At 57.7% G+C, this 15389-nt stretch carries 17 protein-coding genes; 13 read left to right on the top strand and 4 right to left on the bottom strand.

Translation table 11 applies throughout. From position 1 onward, the window contains the following. The first annotated feature begins 219 nt into the window (after positions 1-219). The 4 genes from trxB to PVA19_RS08800 all read left to right on the top strand — a co-directional run bounded on the left by trxB (position 220) and on the right by PVA19_RS08800 (position 4136). On the top strand, positions 220-1194 hold the full coding sequence (gene trxB / locus PVA19_RS08815) for a thioredoxin-disulfide reductase (RefSeq protein WP_113178051.1): 975 nt from the start codon (positions 220-222) through the stop codon (positions 1192-1194). Between the two features lie 24 nt (positions 1195-1218). Next, positions 1219-2115 carry a LysR family transcriptional regulator VtlR gene (locus PVA19_RS08810; RefSeq protein WP_062426425.1) on the top strand — a complete coding sequence of 299 codons (897 nt, stop codon included), beginning with the start codon at positions 1219-1221 and terminating at the stop codon, positions 2113-2115. A gap of 568 nt (positions 2116-2683) precedes the next feature. Continuing rightward, the gene (locus tag PVA19_RS08805; protein ID WP_274102084.1) at positions 2684-2974 is read left to right on the top strand and encodes an ArsR/SmtB family transcription factor; all 291 of its coding nucleotides are present in this window, start codon (positions 2684-2686) and stop codon (positions 2972-2974) included. 49 nt (positions 2975-3023) lie between these two features. After that, the gene (locus PVA19_RS08800; protein ID WP_111846848.1) at positions 3024-4136 is read left to right on the top strand and encodes an alkene reductase; all 1113 of its coding nucleotides are present in this window, start codon (positions 3024-3026) and stop codon (positions 4134-4136) included. Positions 4137-4159: 23 nt separating this feature from the next. On the opposite strand, the gene PVA19_RS08795 is transcribed toward PVA19_RS08800, so the two are convergent. Beyond that, a complete protein-coding gene (locus tag PVA19_RS08795; protein ID WP_274102083.1) occupies positions 4160-5185 on the bottom strand; it encodes an NAD(P)H-binding protein in 1026 nt (341 codons plus the stop codon). Between the two features lie 102 nt (positions 5186-5287). On the opposite strand from PVA19_RS08795, the gene PVA19_RS08790 reads away from it, so the two are divergent. Beyond that, entirely contained in the window at positions 5288-6232 is a 945-nt protein-coding gene (locus PVA19_RS08790) for a LysR family transcriptional regulator (protein ID WP_274102082.1), read from the top strand. Between the two features lie 121 nt (positions 6233-6353). Here PVA19_RS08790 and PVA19_RS08785 read toward each other — a convergent pair whose 3' ends face one another. Beyond that, complete coding sequence (locus tag PVA19_RS08785; protein WP_274102081.1) at positions 6354-6626, bottom strand: DUF2188 domain-containing protein; 273 nt, start codon at positions 6624-6626, stop codon at positions 6354-6356. Between the two features lie 275 nt (positions 6627-6901). On the opposite strand from PVA19_RS08785, the gene PVA19_RS08780 reads away from it, so the two are divergent. After that, the gene (locus PVA19_RS08780) at positions 6902-8014 is read left to right on the top strand and encodes a calcium:proton antiporter (RefSeq protein WP_274102079.1); all 1113 of its coding nucleotides are present in this window, start codon (positions 6902-6904) and stop codon (positions 8012-8014) included. Positions 8015-8047: 33 nt separating this feature from the next. After that, positions 8048-8551 (top strand): GNAT family N-acetyltransferase, encoded by a 504-nt coding sequence (locus PVA19_RS08775; RefSeq protein ID WP_274102078.1) that lies wholly within the window; start codon positions 8048-8050, stop codon positions 8549-8551. Between the two features lie 48 nt (positions 8552-8599). On the opposite strand, the gene PVA19_RS08770 is transcribed toward PVA19_RS08775, so the two are convergent. Continuing rightward, positions 8600-9802 (bottom strand): pyridoxal phosphate-dependent aminotransferase, encoded by a 1203-nt coding sequence (locus tag PVA19_RS08770; RefSeq protein ID WP_062598666.1) that lies wholly within the window; start codon positions 9800-9802, stop codon positions 8600-8602. A gap of 447 nt (positions 9803-10249) precedes the next feature. On the opposite strand from PVA19_RS08770, the gene PVA19_RS08765 reads away from it, so the two are divergent. From PVA19_RS08765 to PVA19_RS08755, 3 genes are all read left to right on the top strand, one after another. Beyond that, positions 10250-10513 carry a hypothetical protein gene (locus tag PVA19_RS08765; protein ID WP_130979096.1) on the top strand — a complete coding sequence of 88 codons (264 nt, stop codon included), beginning with the start codon at positions 10250-10252 and terminating at the stop codon, positions 10511-10513. 242 nt (positions 10514-10755) lie between these two features. Further along, the gene (locus tag PVA19_RS08760; RefSeq protein ID WP_274102077.1) at positions 10756-11658 is read left to right on the top strand and encodes a DMT family transporter; all 903 of its coding nucleotides are present in this window, start codon (positions 10756-10758) and stop codon (positions 11656-11658) included. A 429-nt stretch (positions 11659-12087) separates the two neighbouring features. Further along, entirely contained in the window at positions 12088-12303 is a 216-nt protein-coding gene (locus PVA19_RS08755) for a cold-shock protein (protein ID WP_003494703.1), read from the top strand. Positions 12304-12392: 89 nt separating this feature from the next. On the opposite strand, the gene PVA19_RS08750 is transcribed toward PVA19_RS08755, so the two are convergent. Then, the gene (locus tag PVA19_RS08750; protein ID WP_274102044.1) at positions 12393-13091 is read right to left on the bottom strand and encodes an MBL fold metallo-hydrolase; all 699 of its coding nucleotides are present in this window, start codon (positions 13089-13091) and stop codon (positions 12393-12395) included. Between the two features lie 234 nt (positions 13092-13325). On the opposite strand from PVA19_RS08750, the gene PVA19_RS08745 reads away from it, so the two are divergent. The 3 genes from PVA19_RS08745 (at position 13326) to PVA19_RS08735 (ending at position 15366) form a co-directional block, all read left to right on the top strand. After that, positions 13326-13928 carry a DUF1236 domain-containing protein gene (locus PVA19_RS08745; RefSeq protein ID WP_111846842.1) on the top strand — a complete coding sequence of 201 codons (603 nt, stop codon included), beginning with the start codon at positions 13326-13328 and terminating at the stop codon, positions 13926-13928. A gap of 227 nt (positions 13929-14155) precedes the next feature. Then, positions 14156-14653 carry a MarR family winged helix-turn-helix transcriptional regulator gene (locus PVA19_RS08740; RefSeq protein ID WP_113327837.1) on the top strand — a complete coding sequence of 166 codons (498 nt, stop codon included), beginning with the start codon at positions 14156-14158 and terminating at the stop codon, positions 14651-14653. Between the two features lie 2 nt (positions 14654-14655). Further along, positions 14656-15366 (top strand): response regulator, encoded by a 711-nt coding sequence (locus PVA19_RS08735; protein ID WP_062426411.1) that lies wholly within the window; start codon positions 14656-14658, stop codon positions 15364-15366. Positions 15367-15389 lie beyond the last annotated feature (23 nt).

Genomic DNA, 15389 nt, shown 5'->3' with positions numbered 1-15389 from the left:
CGGTTGTGTGCTTCCTTCTACTCCACGCGGCGGGATTCGCAATAATCCGTCGTGCTCGGGACACAAAATTACGTGTTCTGTTGCAACTGCCCTGTTGGTAATGCAAGGCTGCCCTTGAATATCGACACTGGACACCCTTAAATGCTGCGCAAGAAGGGTATCTATCCTGGCGCAACCTCCAAATCCGGCTGCCTGCACCCTGTTGAAAGGAACCGTCCCATGTCCGCCCGCCATACAAAGGTTTTGATCATTGGCTCCGGCCCCGCCGGTTATACCGCCGCCATCTATGCTGCTCGCGCCATGCTGGAGCCTGTGCTGATTGCCGGCATGGAACAGGGTGGCCAGTTGATGATCACCACGGATGTGGAAAACTACCCAGGCTATGCCGACCCGATCCAGGGCCCGTTCCTGATGGATCAGATGCTGAAGCAGGCGCAGCACGTCGGTGCGGAGATCGTCAACGATCTGGTCACTGAGGTCGAGACGACTGTCCGCCCCTTCACCGTCAAGACCGACTCCGGCGCGGTCTGGACAGCCGACACGCTGATCATTTCCACCGGCGCCAAGGCGAAGTGGCTGGGCATCGAAAGCGAACAGCACTTTCAGGGCTTTGGCGTTTCCGCCTGCGCCACCTGCGATGGCTTCTTCTATCGCAACAGGGACGTGATCGTGGTCGGCGGCGGTAACTCCGCCGTGGAGGAAGCGCTTTATCTCGCCAATATCGCCAAGTCAGTCACCGTCGTGCATCGTCGCGACAGCTTCCGCTCGGAAAAGATTTTGCAGGAGCGCCTCTTTGCCAAGGAGAATGTGAAGATCCTGTGGAACACCGAGGTAGCCGAAATCACCGGCACGCCGGCCAAGCCACCCATGCCACCGTCTGTCACTGGTGCACGTCTGCGCAACACCAAGAGCGGTGAGATCACTGAAATGCCGATCCACGGCGTCTTTGTGGCGATCGGTCATGCACCGGCGGTCGAACTGTTCAAGGACAAGCTGAAGCTGAAGCCAAACGGCTACATGTGGACGGCACCGGATTCGACGGCAACGGATGTCGAAGGCATTTTCGCCGCAGGCGACGTCACCGACGATACCTATCGCCAGGCCATCACCGCGGCCGGAATGGGCTGCATGGCGGCTCTTGAAGCCGAACGTTATCTCGCCGCACAGGCGCCGCTGGCTGTTGCAGCCGAATAAAGAAGGGCACCAAACCGCATGCCTATGCCATTGGACTGGGACAAACTGCGCATATTTCATGCGGCTGCCGAAGCTGGATCCTTCACCCACGCAGCCGACAAGCTGCATCTGTCCCAGTCCGCCATTAGCCGCCAGGTCAGCGCGCTGGAGCAGGATGTCGGCGTCAAGCTCTTTCACCGCCACGCGCGCGGCCTGATCCTCACCGAACAGGGCGAGTTGCTCTATCGAACTGCGCATGACGTGCTGCTGAAGCTCGAAACCGTCAAGATGCAACTTACGGAGACGACCGAAAAGCCGAGCGGCAAACTGCGTGTCACCACCACCGTCGGCCTCGGCCAGGGCTGGCTGACGGACAAGGTGCAGGAGTTTCTCCAGCTTTATCCGGAAATGGCGATCCAGCTCATCCTCGACAATGAGGAGCTGGACGTGAACATGCGCCATGCGGATTGCGCTATTCGCCTACGCCAGCCACAGCAGTCGGATCTCATCCAGCGCAAGCTCTTCACCGTGCATATGCACGTCTATGCCGCGCCCTCCTATATCAACCGATATGGAGAGCCGCAGTCGATCGAGGATCTCGACAACCACAAGATCATCTCGTTTGGCGAGCCTGCACCCAACTACCTGCTGGACGTGAACTGGCTGGAAAATGCCGGGCGCTCATCCGACAACACCCGGCTTGCCCACCTGCAGATCAACAGCCAGACCTCGATCAAGCGCGCCTGTCTGCTGGGAATCGGCATTGCCTGCCTTCCTGATTATATTGTGGGACGCGATCCAGGTCTCATTCAGCTGTCGCTTCCGGCCGATATTCCATCCTTCGATACCTATTTCTGCTACCCGGACGAGATGAAGAACGCCGCCAAGCTGAAAGCCTTCCGCGACTTCATCGTGGCAAAGGCCCGCAACTGGAACTTCTGACGCGTCACTCAGTGCCTGAAAGATGAACCAATACAAGGCGATGAGCGGTACCATAGTGCCGAATTTCATCTCGGCGCAGTGGCAGCCTTGCGAAGAAAATATGACAAAACAGGCAAGCAATGCACAGCACGCATGCCTGTCTTGCACAAAAAAGAGTTGAAGCCTGCCCATAAAAGCATCATATCGCACATAGCTGATGCACACGGCGGCTTTTCCTCCCAGTTCCGCCGCATCAGCTGTTCCCCTCTGGAGGTTTTTTGACCTTCACAATTACAAGGGCCCTGGAGCAATCCGGCGGCCCTCTTTTTTTACCCGCAATAATTTTCTGGATTTGAATGCATTATTAAGGGAAATTGCCCTTGTTTCCAGCGTATTCCGCCTCCATATCTTGATCAGCACCCGACGCTTTCCAGTTGTCCGGTGCTGTTCCCCTCTGGAGGTTTTTACCTTCAAAACTGTCGGCCGCTGAGAAATCCAGCGGCCTTTTTTTTGAGATAAATTCCCACCATTCCTTGATATCGAAAATTCTCGATATAAATATCATGATGTTTAGATATGCAGGAATGAGATGAACCCCGAAGACGCATTGAAAGCCGTCGCCCATCCGGTGCGGCTGAAGTTTCTCAACTGGCTGAAAAAGCCTGAGAACCACTTCAACCAGGCGCACCCTTTCAGCATGGGCGTATGTGCACATCAATTCGAAATCAGTGGTCTGTCGCAGTCCACTGTCTCGTCCCATCTCGCAGCCTTGCAGGCGGCCGGTCTCGTCCGCTCGCGCAAGGTTGGCCAGTGGAATTTCTATGAACGTGACGAAGAAAACATCGCCAAGTTTCTGGCCTATCTGAACGAAACCCTTTGACGTATTGGCGCAATCGCTGCGCTCCCTATCAACAGGAAGAGAAAGCACCATGACCAAACTGTTCGAACCCGCGCAGGCTGGCGATATCGCCCTGGCAAACCGCGTCGTTATGGCGCCGCTTACCCGCAATCGGTCCCCGGGTGCGATCCCGAACAACCTCAACGCCACCTATTACGAGCAGCGGGCAACCGCAGGCCTGATCATCACCGAAGGCACACCCGTCTCGCAGCAGGGCCAGGGCTATGCCGATGTTCCGGGCCTCTACAAGCAGGAAGCAATCGAAGGCTGGCAGAAGGTCACCGATGGCGTTCACAAAGTGGGCGGCAAGATCGTCGCGCAGATCTGGCATGTCGGGCGTATCTCGCACACCTCGCTGCAACCGCATGGCGGCCAGCCCGTCGCCCCGTCTGCCATCAAGGCAAAGTCCAAGACCTACATCATCAACGATGACGGCACCGGGTCCTTCGCCGAAACATCCGAGCCGCGCGAACTCGGCACCGCTGAAATTCCGGTCATCCTGGAAGATTTTCGCAAGGGCGCACGCGCTGCCATCGAGGCAGGTTTCGACGGCGTCGAGATCCATGCCGCCAATGGCTACCTGATCGACCAGTTCCTGAAGTCCGGCACCAACCAGCGCACCGATAACTATGGCGGCTCGATTGAGAACCGTGCACGCTTCCTGCTGGAAGTGGTGGACATCGTTGCCAAGGAGATTGGTGCGGGCCGCACCGGCATTCGCCTGTCTCCCGTCACGCCTGCCAACGACATTGTCGAGACCGACCCGCAGCCACTCTTCAACTACGTCGTGAAAGAGCTTGGCTCCCGAGGCCTTGCTTTCATCCACGTGATCGAAGGCGCAACCGGTGGCCCGCGTGATTTCAAGCAGGGCGACAAGCCTTTCGATTACGCTGCCCTGAAAGCCGCTTACGTTGAAGCTGGCGGCAAGGGACTGTGGATCGCCAATAATGGCTACGACCGTGCATCCGCCATCGAAGCCGTAGACAGCGGCAAGGCCGATGCCATCGCATTTGGCAAGGCCTTCATCGCCAATCCGGATCTCGTTCAGCGCCTGAAGGATAATGCGCCGCTGAACGAACCGAACCAGCAAACCTTCTACGGCGGCGGCGCTGAAGGCTACACCGACTATCCGGCGCTTGCCTGATCATAGATTGAACGCCGCGCACCTCAAACGGGTGCGCGGCTTTCGTTGCGGGCTAGGTCCATCCCTGAGCCGGCAGGATATGGCTCAAGGCAATTCAAATCCTTGAGCGTCGCAAAGACGGCCGCATCGATCGGCGTGCACGGCTCGTCGCCAAGAAACGCCACAAGCTTCTCGTTGCTCATCCGCACTTCCTGTTGCCAGAGATAACGCATCTCCAGGACTTCCTTGAACAGCGGGACGAAGGGTGCGCAGATGCGAAACAACCACCATGGAACGCGCTTCATCTTAACGTGGTGCCCAACGACGCGCTCGATAGCGGCAGGCAAGTGGCGCCCATTCGCATCCCAGAAGCCTTCCATGTGAAAGACGGCGAAGGGTGGTAGCTCATCGGCACGCGCGAGCAGACGCATCATTGTTTCCGCCACATCCGGAAGATAGGCCCATTGGTGGCCGATCCCGGGTCTTCCCGGATTGGAGATAGCGCGCACAGGCTTTCCGGGCTGAATGAGACCCTGGCTAAACCAATTGTTGCGCGCCTTCGGTCCAAAGAAATCTCCGGCGCTAACAATCAGCACCGGCACGCCGCGCGTTGATGCCGCGCGCAAGCGGTCTTCCATCTCCACGCGGATCTTTCCCTTGCGCGTCGTCGGCCTCTGCGGGCTGTCCTCCTTCAGCAAGGGAAACGCATCGGGGCCGAAATTATAGACGGTGCCGGGCAGCAATATGCGCGCACCGACTGTCTCCGCCGCATTGATGGCACTATCGAGCATGGGGAGAACAAGGGTCTCCCAGTTTCTATAACCGGGTGGGTTGACCGCATGAACGATGAGCGAGACGCCTTGCGCGGCCCGCACTACATCTTCCGCCATCATCACGTCACCGACGCACCATTCGATCATCGGGTGGTGAGAGCTTGGCACCTTATCCCTCACGAGCGCCCGTACCTTCCAGCCTCGTCCAAGCAGAGCTTCGGTAATGTGCCCGCCAATGCCACCGCGGGCGCCAAGAACCAATGCTGTTTGCTGCTCGCGCTCTTTTTCCTCTGCCATGATGAACTCCAATCCTTTTGAGCAATCGTTCTGGACTGGAGCATGGACGAAAAGATTGCTATACAGAATTAGCTAAACACGTTTACCGGCCATACAAAAATTATGATAGTCGATCGCGAAATCAGTTGGGATTATTACCGCACCTTCCTCAGCGTGCTGCGTGACGGCTCGCTGTCAGCGGCGGCAAGAGAGCTCGGCATCACACAGCCAACCGTGGGCCGCCATATTGGTGCTCTTGAGGAAGCGATCGGCTATCAGCTCTTCATCCGCTCGCCCCATGGCCTTGTTCCCACCGATGCGGCGATTGCCTTGAAGCCCTATGCGGAAAATCTGTCTGCGACCGCAGCGGCGCTTGTGCGTGCCGCCTCCGGCGAGGTCGGCAAGATCGAAGGTGCCGTGCGCATCAGCGCCTCGGATGTGATTGGGGTGGAGGTCCTGCCACCCATCATCGCCGCGATGCAGGACACCTATCCAAAGCTCGAAATCGAGCTTTCGCTCTCCGACACCATCGAGGATCTGCTGCGGCGGGAGGCGGACATCGCCATTCGCATGACCGAGCCGGTCCAGGATGCGATCGTCATGCGCTATGTCGGCAATTTTCGCGTCGGCTTCCACGCGACAAGCAGTTACCTGCAAAAAATGGGAACGCCGATAAAGAAGGAGGATCTGGAGGGGCACCGGCTGGTCGGCTTCGATCGCAAGACGCCCTTTATTAGAGCCATCCTTCAGAACATGAAGAAAGAAAATCCGGCGATCCCCGACGCCGATCAAATTCCTTTCGCCACGCGCGCCGATAGCAATCTGGCCCAACTCGCGCTGGTTCGCGCAGGTGCGGGTATCGGCATGTGCCAGATCGGACTGGCCAAACGCGATGAGAGGCTAAAGCACATCCTGCCGGAATTCGAAGTGGCACTCCACACCTGGGTTGCCATGCACGAAAATCTTCGAACCTCGCCACGCTGCCGTGCGGTCTTCACTGCGTTGGTGGATGGGCTGAAAGCACATCTAAAAGCGACTGATCCCGAAGCGCCATCATCCAAGCGCTAAAGCATGGGCCTCGCAAAAGTGGTCACCGGTTTTGCGATAACGACACGCGGCAAAACAAGGACTTGAAGCCTATGGAACGAATCTGAAAGATCGCGACACGCTTTAAGACCCCTGAGAGAAGTCAACCGGGGGTGCCAGCCTGTCGTTGAGCATAGATATCGACAACCTCAGCTTCCGGCCTGTCGCCGCCCTGACTGAACTCTTCGTGCCAGCGTCCACGTTCGTCCTGATAGCTGATTTCCTCGTCCTCACCGCCAACCTGCTGTTCGGCAGCCGCGATCTTCGCGGCCTGGACGGCGTCGGAGTGCGTGGGGAAGGCTTCGGAGTAGGCACCGTTCATTCGGTACGCCCAGCCGCCATCGTGCTCGACGATTTCATAACACACCTTGGTCATGCGCATGTCCTCCTGTTATGCTTGGAGAAGATTGACAACCAATACCGCAAACAGGCATTTCAGGACTGAGATCGCGGTTTCGTTATCATGTCCTCGCGCTCACTATCCTACCAAATGGCCAAGAGTGCAAACCCGCCTCTCGACCTGTCACTGAAAAGATCATCGGCCCGAAGCATTTTCGCCTGCTCACAGTTGGGCGTGAAAATGCGCAGGACCGAAAAGTTGCAGCAGCGGAGCCGGTATTCGCCCGAACGGCTCTGAGATCTGGAGGAAAGATGTCCGTCGCCACCACTTTGAAGCAGGAGCGTATGCTGTTGCTGGCCGTTCCAGTCGCGATTGTCGCCTATCTGGCAGAACATAGCGTGCTGGAAGCAAGCAAGGCACTCTCCTTCGTCGTTGCGGCGGCGCTGATTGCCGTAATTGTCGCGGTGTCCATGCGGGTTGCCCATCACGCCGAAATCCTCGCGGCAAAGGTCGGAGACCCCTACGGCACGATGATCCTTACCCTGTCCGCTGTCGCGGTCGAGGTACTGATCCTCGCTATCATCATGAGCGAGTCGAGTTCCCCTACCCTGGTGCGCGATACGATCTACTCGGCGGTGATGATCGACATCAACGGCATCCTTGGTCTGGCCGCACTGTTGGGCGGGCTTCGTCACGGCGAGCAGCCCTACAATGACGATTCGGGCCGCACCTATGGCGTGATGATCCTGACGGCCATGGGCATTTCGATGATCGTGCCGGAATTCGTACCAGAAGCAAAGTGGCACCTCTATTCCGCCTTCACCATTGTCGCGATGATCGCACTCTACGGCCTATTCCTGAAAATGCAGGTTGGCCCGCACAGCTATTTCTTCAGCTACAGCTACCCGCGTGCAGATCGTAAAAAGGCCGCCCCGGAAGGTGAAGCACATGCCGAGAGTGAAGAGGACAATTCGGCCGCCTATTCGATCGGCGTCATTCTCGTCGGCGTGGTGCTGATCGGCGTTCTGGCGGAATTCATGGCCACCTTCCTCACCCATGGGCTGGAAGGAAGCGGCGCACCGGAGGGTCTGATGGCTGTCGTCGTTGCCACCATTTCGGCAGCACCGGAAATCCTCACCGCCATGCGTGCCGCCTTGCGCAACCGCATGCAGCCCGTCGTTAACATTGCCATGGGCGCCTCGCTTTCAACGGTCATCCTCACCGTTCCGGTCATGGAAGCTATCGCACTCTATTCCGGCCAACCCTTCATCATGGCGATGACGCCGGTCCAGACGGTCATGGTCTTCATTACCCTCATCGTGGCTGCCATCAATCTCAATGACGGGGAAACCAATGCCATCGAAGGCATGACGCATCTGATCCTCTTTGCCACCTTCATCATGCTGCTGTTTCTTGGGCTGTGAGGACGTAGGTTGTTTGACGTCAGAAGGGCCCAGTTGAGCAATGCGCAGACCATCGCGCGTCTCCATGTCGACGTCTGGAGTGAGACGATGCGGGAGTTGGCCTCCCCTTCCGTCATTGCGGCGCTCAATGAGGAGCATCGGCTTCGCTACTGGACGAAGAAACTGTCCGAGGCAGAGCCGCACCAACTGGTTCTGATGGCCGAGGTGAGCGGCGAGGTTGTCGGCATCGGCGCGATCGGCCGACCCTCGGACCCGGTCTTCGGATCCCGCGCAGAGATCAAGAACCTCTACATCCTGCCCAGCTTCCAACGGCAGGGGATCGGCAAGCGTCTTCTAAGGGACCTGGCACTTCACGCCAAAGCGATGGGCTACGGTGCCATTGCCCTCAGCGTCGTCAAGGGCAACGAGCCCGCCTGCAGATTTTACGAAGCGCTCCATGCACGCAAGATCGGAGAGTTTCGCGACCCCGGGCCGATCTGGCGCTCGGACAACATCGTCTATGCCTGGGACGACATCGACCAACTCATCGAGCAATAAAAAACCCGGCATCGCTGCCGGGTTTCTGTTCATCAATGCCATCAAGGCTTAGCGGCAATTGGCGCAGAAACGCTGGATGCGGTTGCAGGCCTCTTCCAGAAGCTTTTCCGACGTTGCGTAGGAAATACGGAAGTTCGGACCAAGACCGAAGGCGGAGCCGTGAACGACCGCGACACCTTCCGTTTCCAGAAGCTCGGTGACGAAATCTTCGTCGGTCTCGATCACCTTGCCGGACGGCGCCGTCTTGCCGATCAGACCGGCGCAGGACGGGTAGACGTAGAACGCGCCTTCCGGAACCGGGCAATTGATGCCCTTGGCCTGGTTCAGCATGGAGACGACGAGGTCACGACGGCCTTCGAAGATTTTCTTGTTGGCCGGGATGAAGTCCTGGTTACCGTTCAGAGCCTCGACGGCTGCCCATTGGGCAATCGACGTGGCGCCCGAAGTTTGCTGGCCCTGGATCATGTCCATCGCCTTGATCAGCTGCAACGGACCGGCGGCATAGCCGATACGCCAGCCAGTCATGGCATAAGCCTTGGAAACGCCGTTCATCGTCAGCGTGCGGTCATAGAGCGAAGGCTCCACTTCCACCGGCGTCACGAACTTGAAGTCGCCATAGGTCAGGTGCTCATACATGTCGTCGGTCAGGATCCAGACATGCGGATGCTTGACGAGAACGTCGGTCAACGCCTTCAGCTCGTCGTGGCTGTAAGCCGCGCCCGACGGGTTGGATGGCGAGTTGAAGATGAACCACTTGGTCTTCGGCGTGATCGCCTTTTCAAGCGCTTCCGGCTTCAGTTTGAAGTTGTCTTCCAGCGTGGTGTTGACGAAAACCGGCGTGCCGCCGCAGATCGCCACCATTTCCGGATAGCTCACCCAGTAAGGTGCTGGAATAACGACTTCGTCGCCCGGGTTAAGGGTTGCCATGAAGGCGTTGAAAAGAATCTGCTTTCCACCGGTGCCGACAATCGTCTGCTCGGGCTTGTAGTCCAGACCGTTCTCGCGCTTGAACTTCTCGGCAATCGCCTTGCGCAGTTCCGGAATACCGGAGACAGGCGTGTATTTCGTCTTGCCCGCTTTGATAGCGGCAATGGCTGCTTCCTTGATATTGTCGGGCGTATCGAAATCCGGCTCGCCGGCGCCAAGGCCAATCACATCGCGACCCTGTGCCTGAAGTTCGCGAGCTTTCTGCGAAACGGCGATGGTGGCGGATGGCTTTACGCGGGAGAGAATGTCGGCAAGGAAGGCCATTTTTATCGGTCCTATTGAAGTTGACATCGAGAGAAGTTGCAGGCGGAGCGCCGCCCTCTGCGGCAAGTGGTATGTCGAAAGACCGAAAGTCTTTCAAGGTCAAAACCCATCAAAAGATAAGATGAGTCGTATTTACTTTGTTGCAGAATGGGCGATTGGCCCCGCCCACATGAAACCGCGGCCGTGCCCGAAAGATAGCGTGTCGACGCAAGCCCGGTCATGACGCCACAAACGGGCAGACGCCAAAAAAATCGGCAGATTTACCAGGCTTAACCTCTCGTTAACTGGTGTCTTTTTTTCGCCACAATAAATACGCCGGACTGACGAAATTCGGTCTCCAAGGGGTCCACTTCCAAGCCTCTTTTTGGCACGCGGGCAGAAGAGACAAGGACCACGGCGATGCTTACGAATGACCGGAATTTGGCAGATCGGCTGAAGATACAAAAGATGCTGTTCTCTCTTTGGATGGCGCTTGCGGCCATCATGGTCATCCTCACCATGGCAGCGGGTCTTGCGACCTCTTCCGACGCTTCGGAAGCGGTCGATCCCATGACGACATCCGCCATTGCCAGCGCACCGATTTCAAAGGCATCGGATCGCATCTTCGTCACCGGCCTCGTGGTGCTCGGCTTCGGCACCATGGCGGTTGGCGGCGTGCTCCTGACGCTCAGCAGCATTCGCGAAAGCCGTCTGCGCCGCAACCGTGACTGAGCGCGCCTGCCCGTGCCTTGCCGAACTCCGCCCTTGCTGATAGAGCACCGATGAAATGGCTGTCCGAGGCACCTGCTACGACACGTAGCGATATCTCCGCCATCTTCAGGGTCAAGATCTGCTGCTTCATGCAACCCCGCCGGTTTTACCGAGCACCTCTGCTCGTCGGGCCTCAGGGGTAACGGATCGCCTTTTCGACAAGACGATGAAGCAACGGGCCGTTGCTTCTTTGATGGTGAAGAATGACGCGCATTCAGGCAAACCTCGTACTGCTTCTTGCTGCCGCGATCTGGGGCGGCGGTTTCGTCGCCCAGTCCACGGCCATGGACTCCATCGGTCCGTTCTGGTTCGTCGGCTTGCGCTTCGCCGTTGCGGCCCTTGCGGTCCTGCCTTTCGCGCTCATGGAAACGCGCCGTATGGGCTCAAAACCCAGCAAGGCGGAATACCGCGCCTTCGGCCTGGTCGGGTTGGCACTGTTCATGGGTGCAACCACACAGCAGGTGGGATTGCTGACCACCTCCGTCACCAACTCCAGTTTTCTGACTGCGCTCTACGTCATCTTCGTGCCGGTCATCGCCGTTCTGATCTATCGGCGTTATCCGCACTGGGTCGTCTGGCCAGGCGCCACGATGATGCTGATCGGCATCTTCCTACTCTCGGGAGGCGCCTTCAGCGGTCTGACGACAGGGGATTTCCTCAGCATCACCTGCGCCTTCTTCTGGGCTGTGCAGATCACACTTGCCGGGCGTGCCGTTATGGCCAGCAATCGACCGCTTGCCCTCTCCTGCGCCCAGTTTTCCGTCTGCGCCATTCTCAGCATGGTCATCGGCGCTCTCTTCGAGCCGATCAACACCCAGGCGATTGCCGCATCGATCCGCGAGATCCTCTATGTCGGGCTCGTCTCGTCCGGTCTTGCCTTCGTTCTCCAGGTCATCGGCCAGCGCTATACCACCGCGCCACAAGCGGCGATCTTCCTGTCCTCCGAGGCTCTGTTTGGTGCCCTCTTTGCGTCCCTGTTTCTGGGAGAGATCATCCCGACGGCGGGTTACGTTGGCTGCGCCATCATCTTTGCCGCCATTTTGCTGGTGGAACTGGTGCCGGAACTTACGAAAAGACGCCAACGAAAACTTGGCGAAATGGCCTGAACTCAGCCATATGTTGATGAAGTCTTCATCACTGTGAGCGAAAATTGCCGGAAATTCCAATGCTAACGATGGTTTTGTTTTCTTAACCACGCCCTGACGGGAAAAAATTCCGCGCCACGCGTTATACGCGTCAAAACGCCCCCGATTGATCGCGGTTGGCGCCTAAAAACTTTTGCTTGCCAATTTTAAATAAACACATCACTCTGTCGCCGTTCGGGCAATTTGCGAGCGTGGGAAGACCTAGAAATAGATGCATCGGAGACAATACTTCGAGCGGTGGGAACAACAAAACGTTGATCAGAACGTCAAGACTTCCACGGCGATGGTTCAATCTCTCAAACATCAAGAACTGCCTGCCGTACGCCCTAGCGGGCAAAACTGTAATGCTGCCTGGAGCTGAACACGGGCAGAGCGAAAAGGACCTGATGCATGGCCGAGACTGGCACCGTTAAATTCTTCAATACCGACAAGGGCTTCGGCTTCATCAAGCCAGACAATGGTGGCGCTGATATCTTTGTTCACATCTCTGCTGTACAGGCTTCCGGCCTGTCCGGTCTTTCAGAAAACCAGAAAGTGAGCTTCGACACGGAACCGGATCGTCGCGGCAAGGGCCCCAAGGCCGTCAATCTTCAGATTGCTGGCTGAGCCATAACGACTTTCTCTTCTAGTTGAAGCCCGGCAGGAATGCCGGGTTTTTTTATGGATCTGATTGAGAAGCGGTGCCCTCGCCTCTATCAGTTTTTACTTTTCTCAATCCCGCCTGGCGCCGCAGGCGCAGCCCCGATCGGTCCGAGATTTTGCAAATAAGGGTTCGAGCGCCGCTCTTCACCGAAACGCCCGCCCGGACCATGGCCGCAGATGAACCCTACATCGTCGCCAAGAGGCAGCACCTTGTCGCGGATGGAGGCGAGCAACTGCTCGTGGTTTCCGCCGGGCAGGTCCGTACGACCGACGGAACCATTAAACAGCACGTCGCCGACATGGGCGAAGCTCTGCGCGCGATTGTAGTAGATGACGTGGCCCGGCGCATGGCCTGGGCAATGATAGACTTCGAAACTGTGGTCGCCGAAGGACACCACATCCCCATCCTTCAGCCAGCGATCGGGAAGCACGTTCTGTAAGCCGGTCATCCCATATTTCTGCGCCTGGGTTTCAATCCGCTCGAGCAGCGGACGATCGTCCTCATGCGGGCCAGTGATCGTCAGCGACAGACGTTCCTTCAACTCCTTGGCCCCACCCGCGTGATCCAGATGGCCATGGGTCAGCCAGATCTCCTTCAGCGTGATGCCGTTTTCGGCAGCGGTCTGAACGATGACATCCACATCTCCGCCCGGATCGACGACGACGCCTTCCTTCGTGTCTTCATCGAAGAGAATGGTGCAGTTCTGCTCGAATGGCGTGACCGGAATGATCCCTGCCTGCAACTTTCCCATGATGACCTCTTGCTTTCAAAAAACCGCCCTCCCTATAGACTCCCATGCGCGACAGCACAATGAAATGTGAAAAAAAGCAAAGCTTCGAAAGCATTATCGACAATGTTAAAGGAGTAAGTAAATCAGTATCTTAAAACCGACTGCATAGTGCTTTTTCAAACATAGTGTTCACGATTCCGGGAACGGAAAAGCAAAAGCTGCGTTCTTGCCCCAGTCTTCAAAGGAGAGAGACAGATGGACAAGAAGCTGAAACTGATGATTGCTGGCGGCGCTTTCGCTTTGATCGCCGGTTATGCCAATGCAGCCATGGTTGCCACCACGGCATCTGACATTTCCGTGCGGTCCGGCCCGGGCGAAGATTACCCGGAAGTGGGCCTTGCCACGCGCGGCAGCAATGCGGTTCTTGACGGATGCCTCGAAGGCAGCGCCTGGTGCCGTATTGAAGTCAACGGCGTTCGCGGCTGGGCCAACGCCGATTACCTGAATGTCATGTATGAAGGCTCGCCGGTCATTCTGCACGAGCGGCGCGCTGACATCGAAGTTCCGGTCGTGACCTACGAGAAGACGGCCAGCGTTCAGCAGGAAGAGCCGAACCCAGGCGATCCGAACCTCGGTCGCGTCGGTGAGGTGAACCCGCCGGAGCAGGTCATCACCTATATCGATCAGCATCCGGGCAACGTCGTGCGCGTCGAGGGCGATGTCGCCATCGGCACGACCGTTCCTGCCAACGCGGAACTAGTCGCCATTCCTGACTACGAGTACAGCTACGTCCGCGTCAATGATCGCCGCGTTCTGGTTGAACCAAGCACGCGCCGCGTGGTGTACGTGTACGAGTAAAGTCGCGTAGAGTACCACCGTATATGAGTAGCGAAGAGCGCGGCCCGTCCGCGCTCTTTTGCTTGCATGCAATTGCCTATGCCTTGGCCGAGCTTCGGCATTGATGTTCAACCTGCGGCATATTATCGAACGCAACAGAAAATGATCGAGTGACGCCCGGGTCGGACACCATTTGGGCCAATCTCGTGATAATGATGGTCCACATTCGGTAATGTGAAGGAAGAACAGTGCCTGCCCAATCGCTGAAAAAGGCTGCCGTCAAACAGGCTCCGGCCCTGCCCCATGTCGATGATGCAAAGATCGACTTCGACACGATTGAGGCCTTCTTCTTCGCCTACCGGGACTTCGTCTCCGATCCGGACGCCATTCTGGAGAAGCTCGGCTATGGCCGCGCCCACCATCGTGTGGTCTATTTCGTCTGCCGCAACCCCGGAATGACGGTCGCCGATCTTCTCGATACGCTGCAGATCACCAAGCAGAGCCTCGCACGGGTCCTCAAGCAGTTGATTGACGACGGCTACATCCGCCAGATGGCGGGACCCGAAGACCGTCGCCAGCGCAGGCTCTACCCAACATTGACCGGTCGCGAACTGGCGCTTGCCTTGAGCGATCCGCAGTCGCGCCGCATCGCGCGGGCCTTGGAGGGCATGTCGACGGAGGCAAGGACCTGCGTTCTTGAATTTCTCGCCAGAATGCGCGACGCCGAACCGACGGGAGCAGAATGACGATGGCCACAGCCACACCAAAACAGCCGGCGGATGACGACGCCCCCCATCTTCTCATCGTCGATGACGATGCGCGTATCCGCGATCTTCTCCAGCGCTTCTTGAGCGACAAGGGATACCGCATTACCGCTGCGGCAGACGCCGCCGAAGCACGCCGCAAGATGCAGGGTATCCAGTTCGATCTTCTTATCCTCGACGTGATGATGCCTGGCGAAAACGGCCTGTCGCTGACGAAGTCCCTTAACGAAAACAAGACCGTGCCGGTCATTCTTCTGACCGCACGCTCCGAAGCGGATTCGCGGATTGCCGGACTTGAGGCGGGCGCCGACGACTATCTCGCCAAGCCCTTCGATCCGCGCGAACTCGTGCTGCGCATCAACAATATCCTGCGACGCAACACCTCGCCGGACACGCCAAAAATCGACCAGATCATCTTCGGGCCGTTCAACTTCTCCCTCCACAAGAAGGAGCTTCGACGCGGTGCAGAGATGATCCGGCTGACGGACCGCGAACTGGATATCATGATGCTCTTTGCGCTGCGCGCTGGCGACACCATTCCCAGACATGAACTCGTGGATGCGGACGCGGATGTTGGGGAGCGCACCATCGACGTGCAGATCAACCGCCTGCGGCGCAAGATCGAGGACGATCCGGCCAATCCGGTCTATTTGCAGACGGTGCGCGGCATCGGCTACCGTCTGAGCGTGGATTGAACCACACCCTTCTGGCGCGTCCG

The organism is Agrobacterium sp. CNPSo 3708 (genome assembly GCF_028674915.1).
GTDB classification, from domain to species: Bacteria; Pseudomonadota; Alphaproteobacteria; order Rhizobiales; family Rhizobiaceae; genus Agrobacterium; species Agrobacterium cavarae.
Note: the sequence above shows the minus strand (reverse complement) of the source record. Positions and strands in the feature narration are given on the sequence as shown.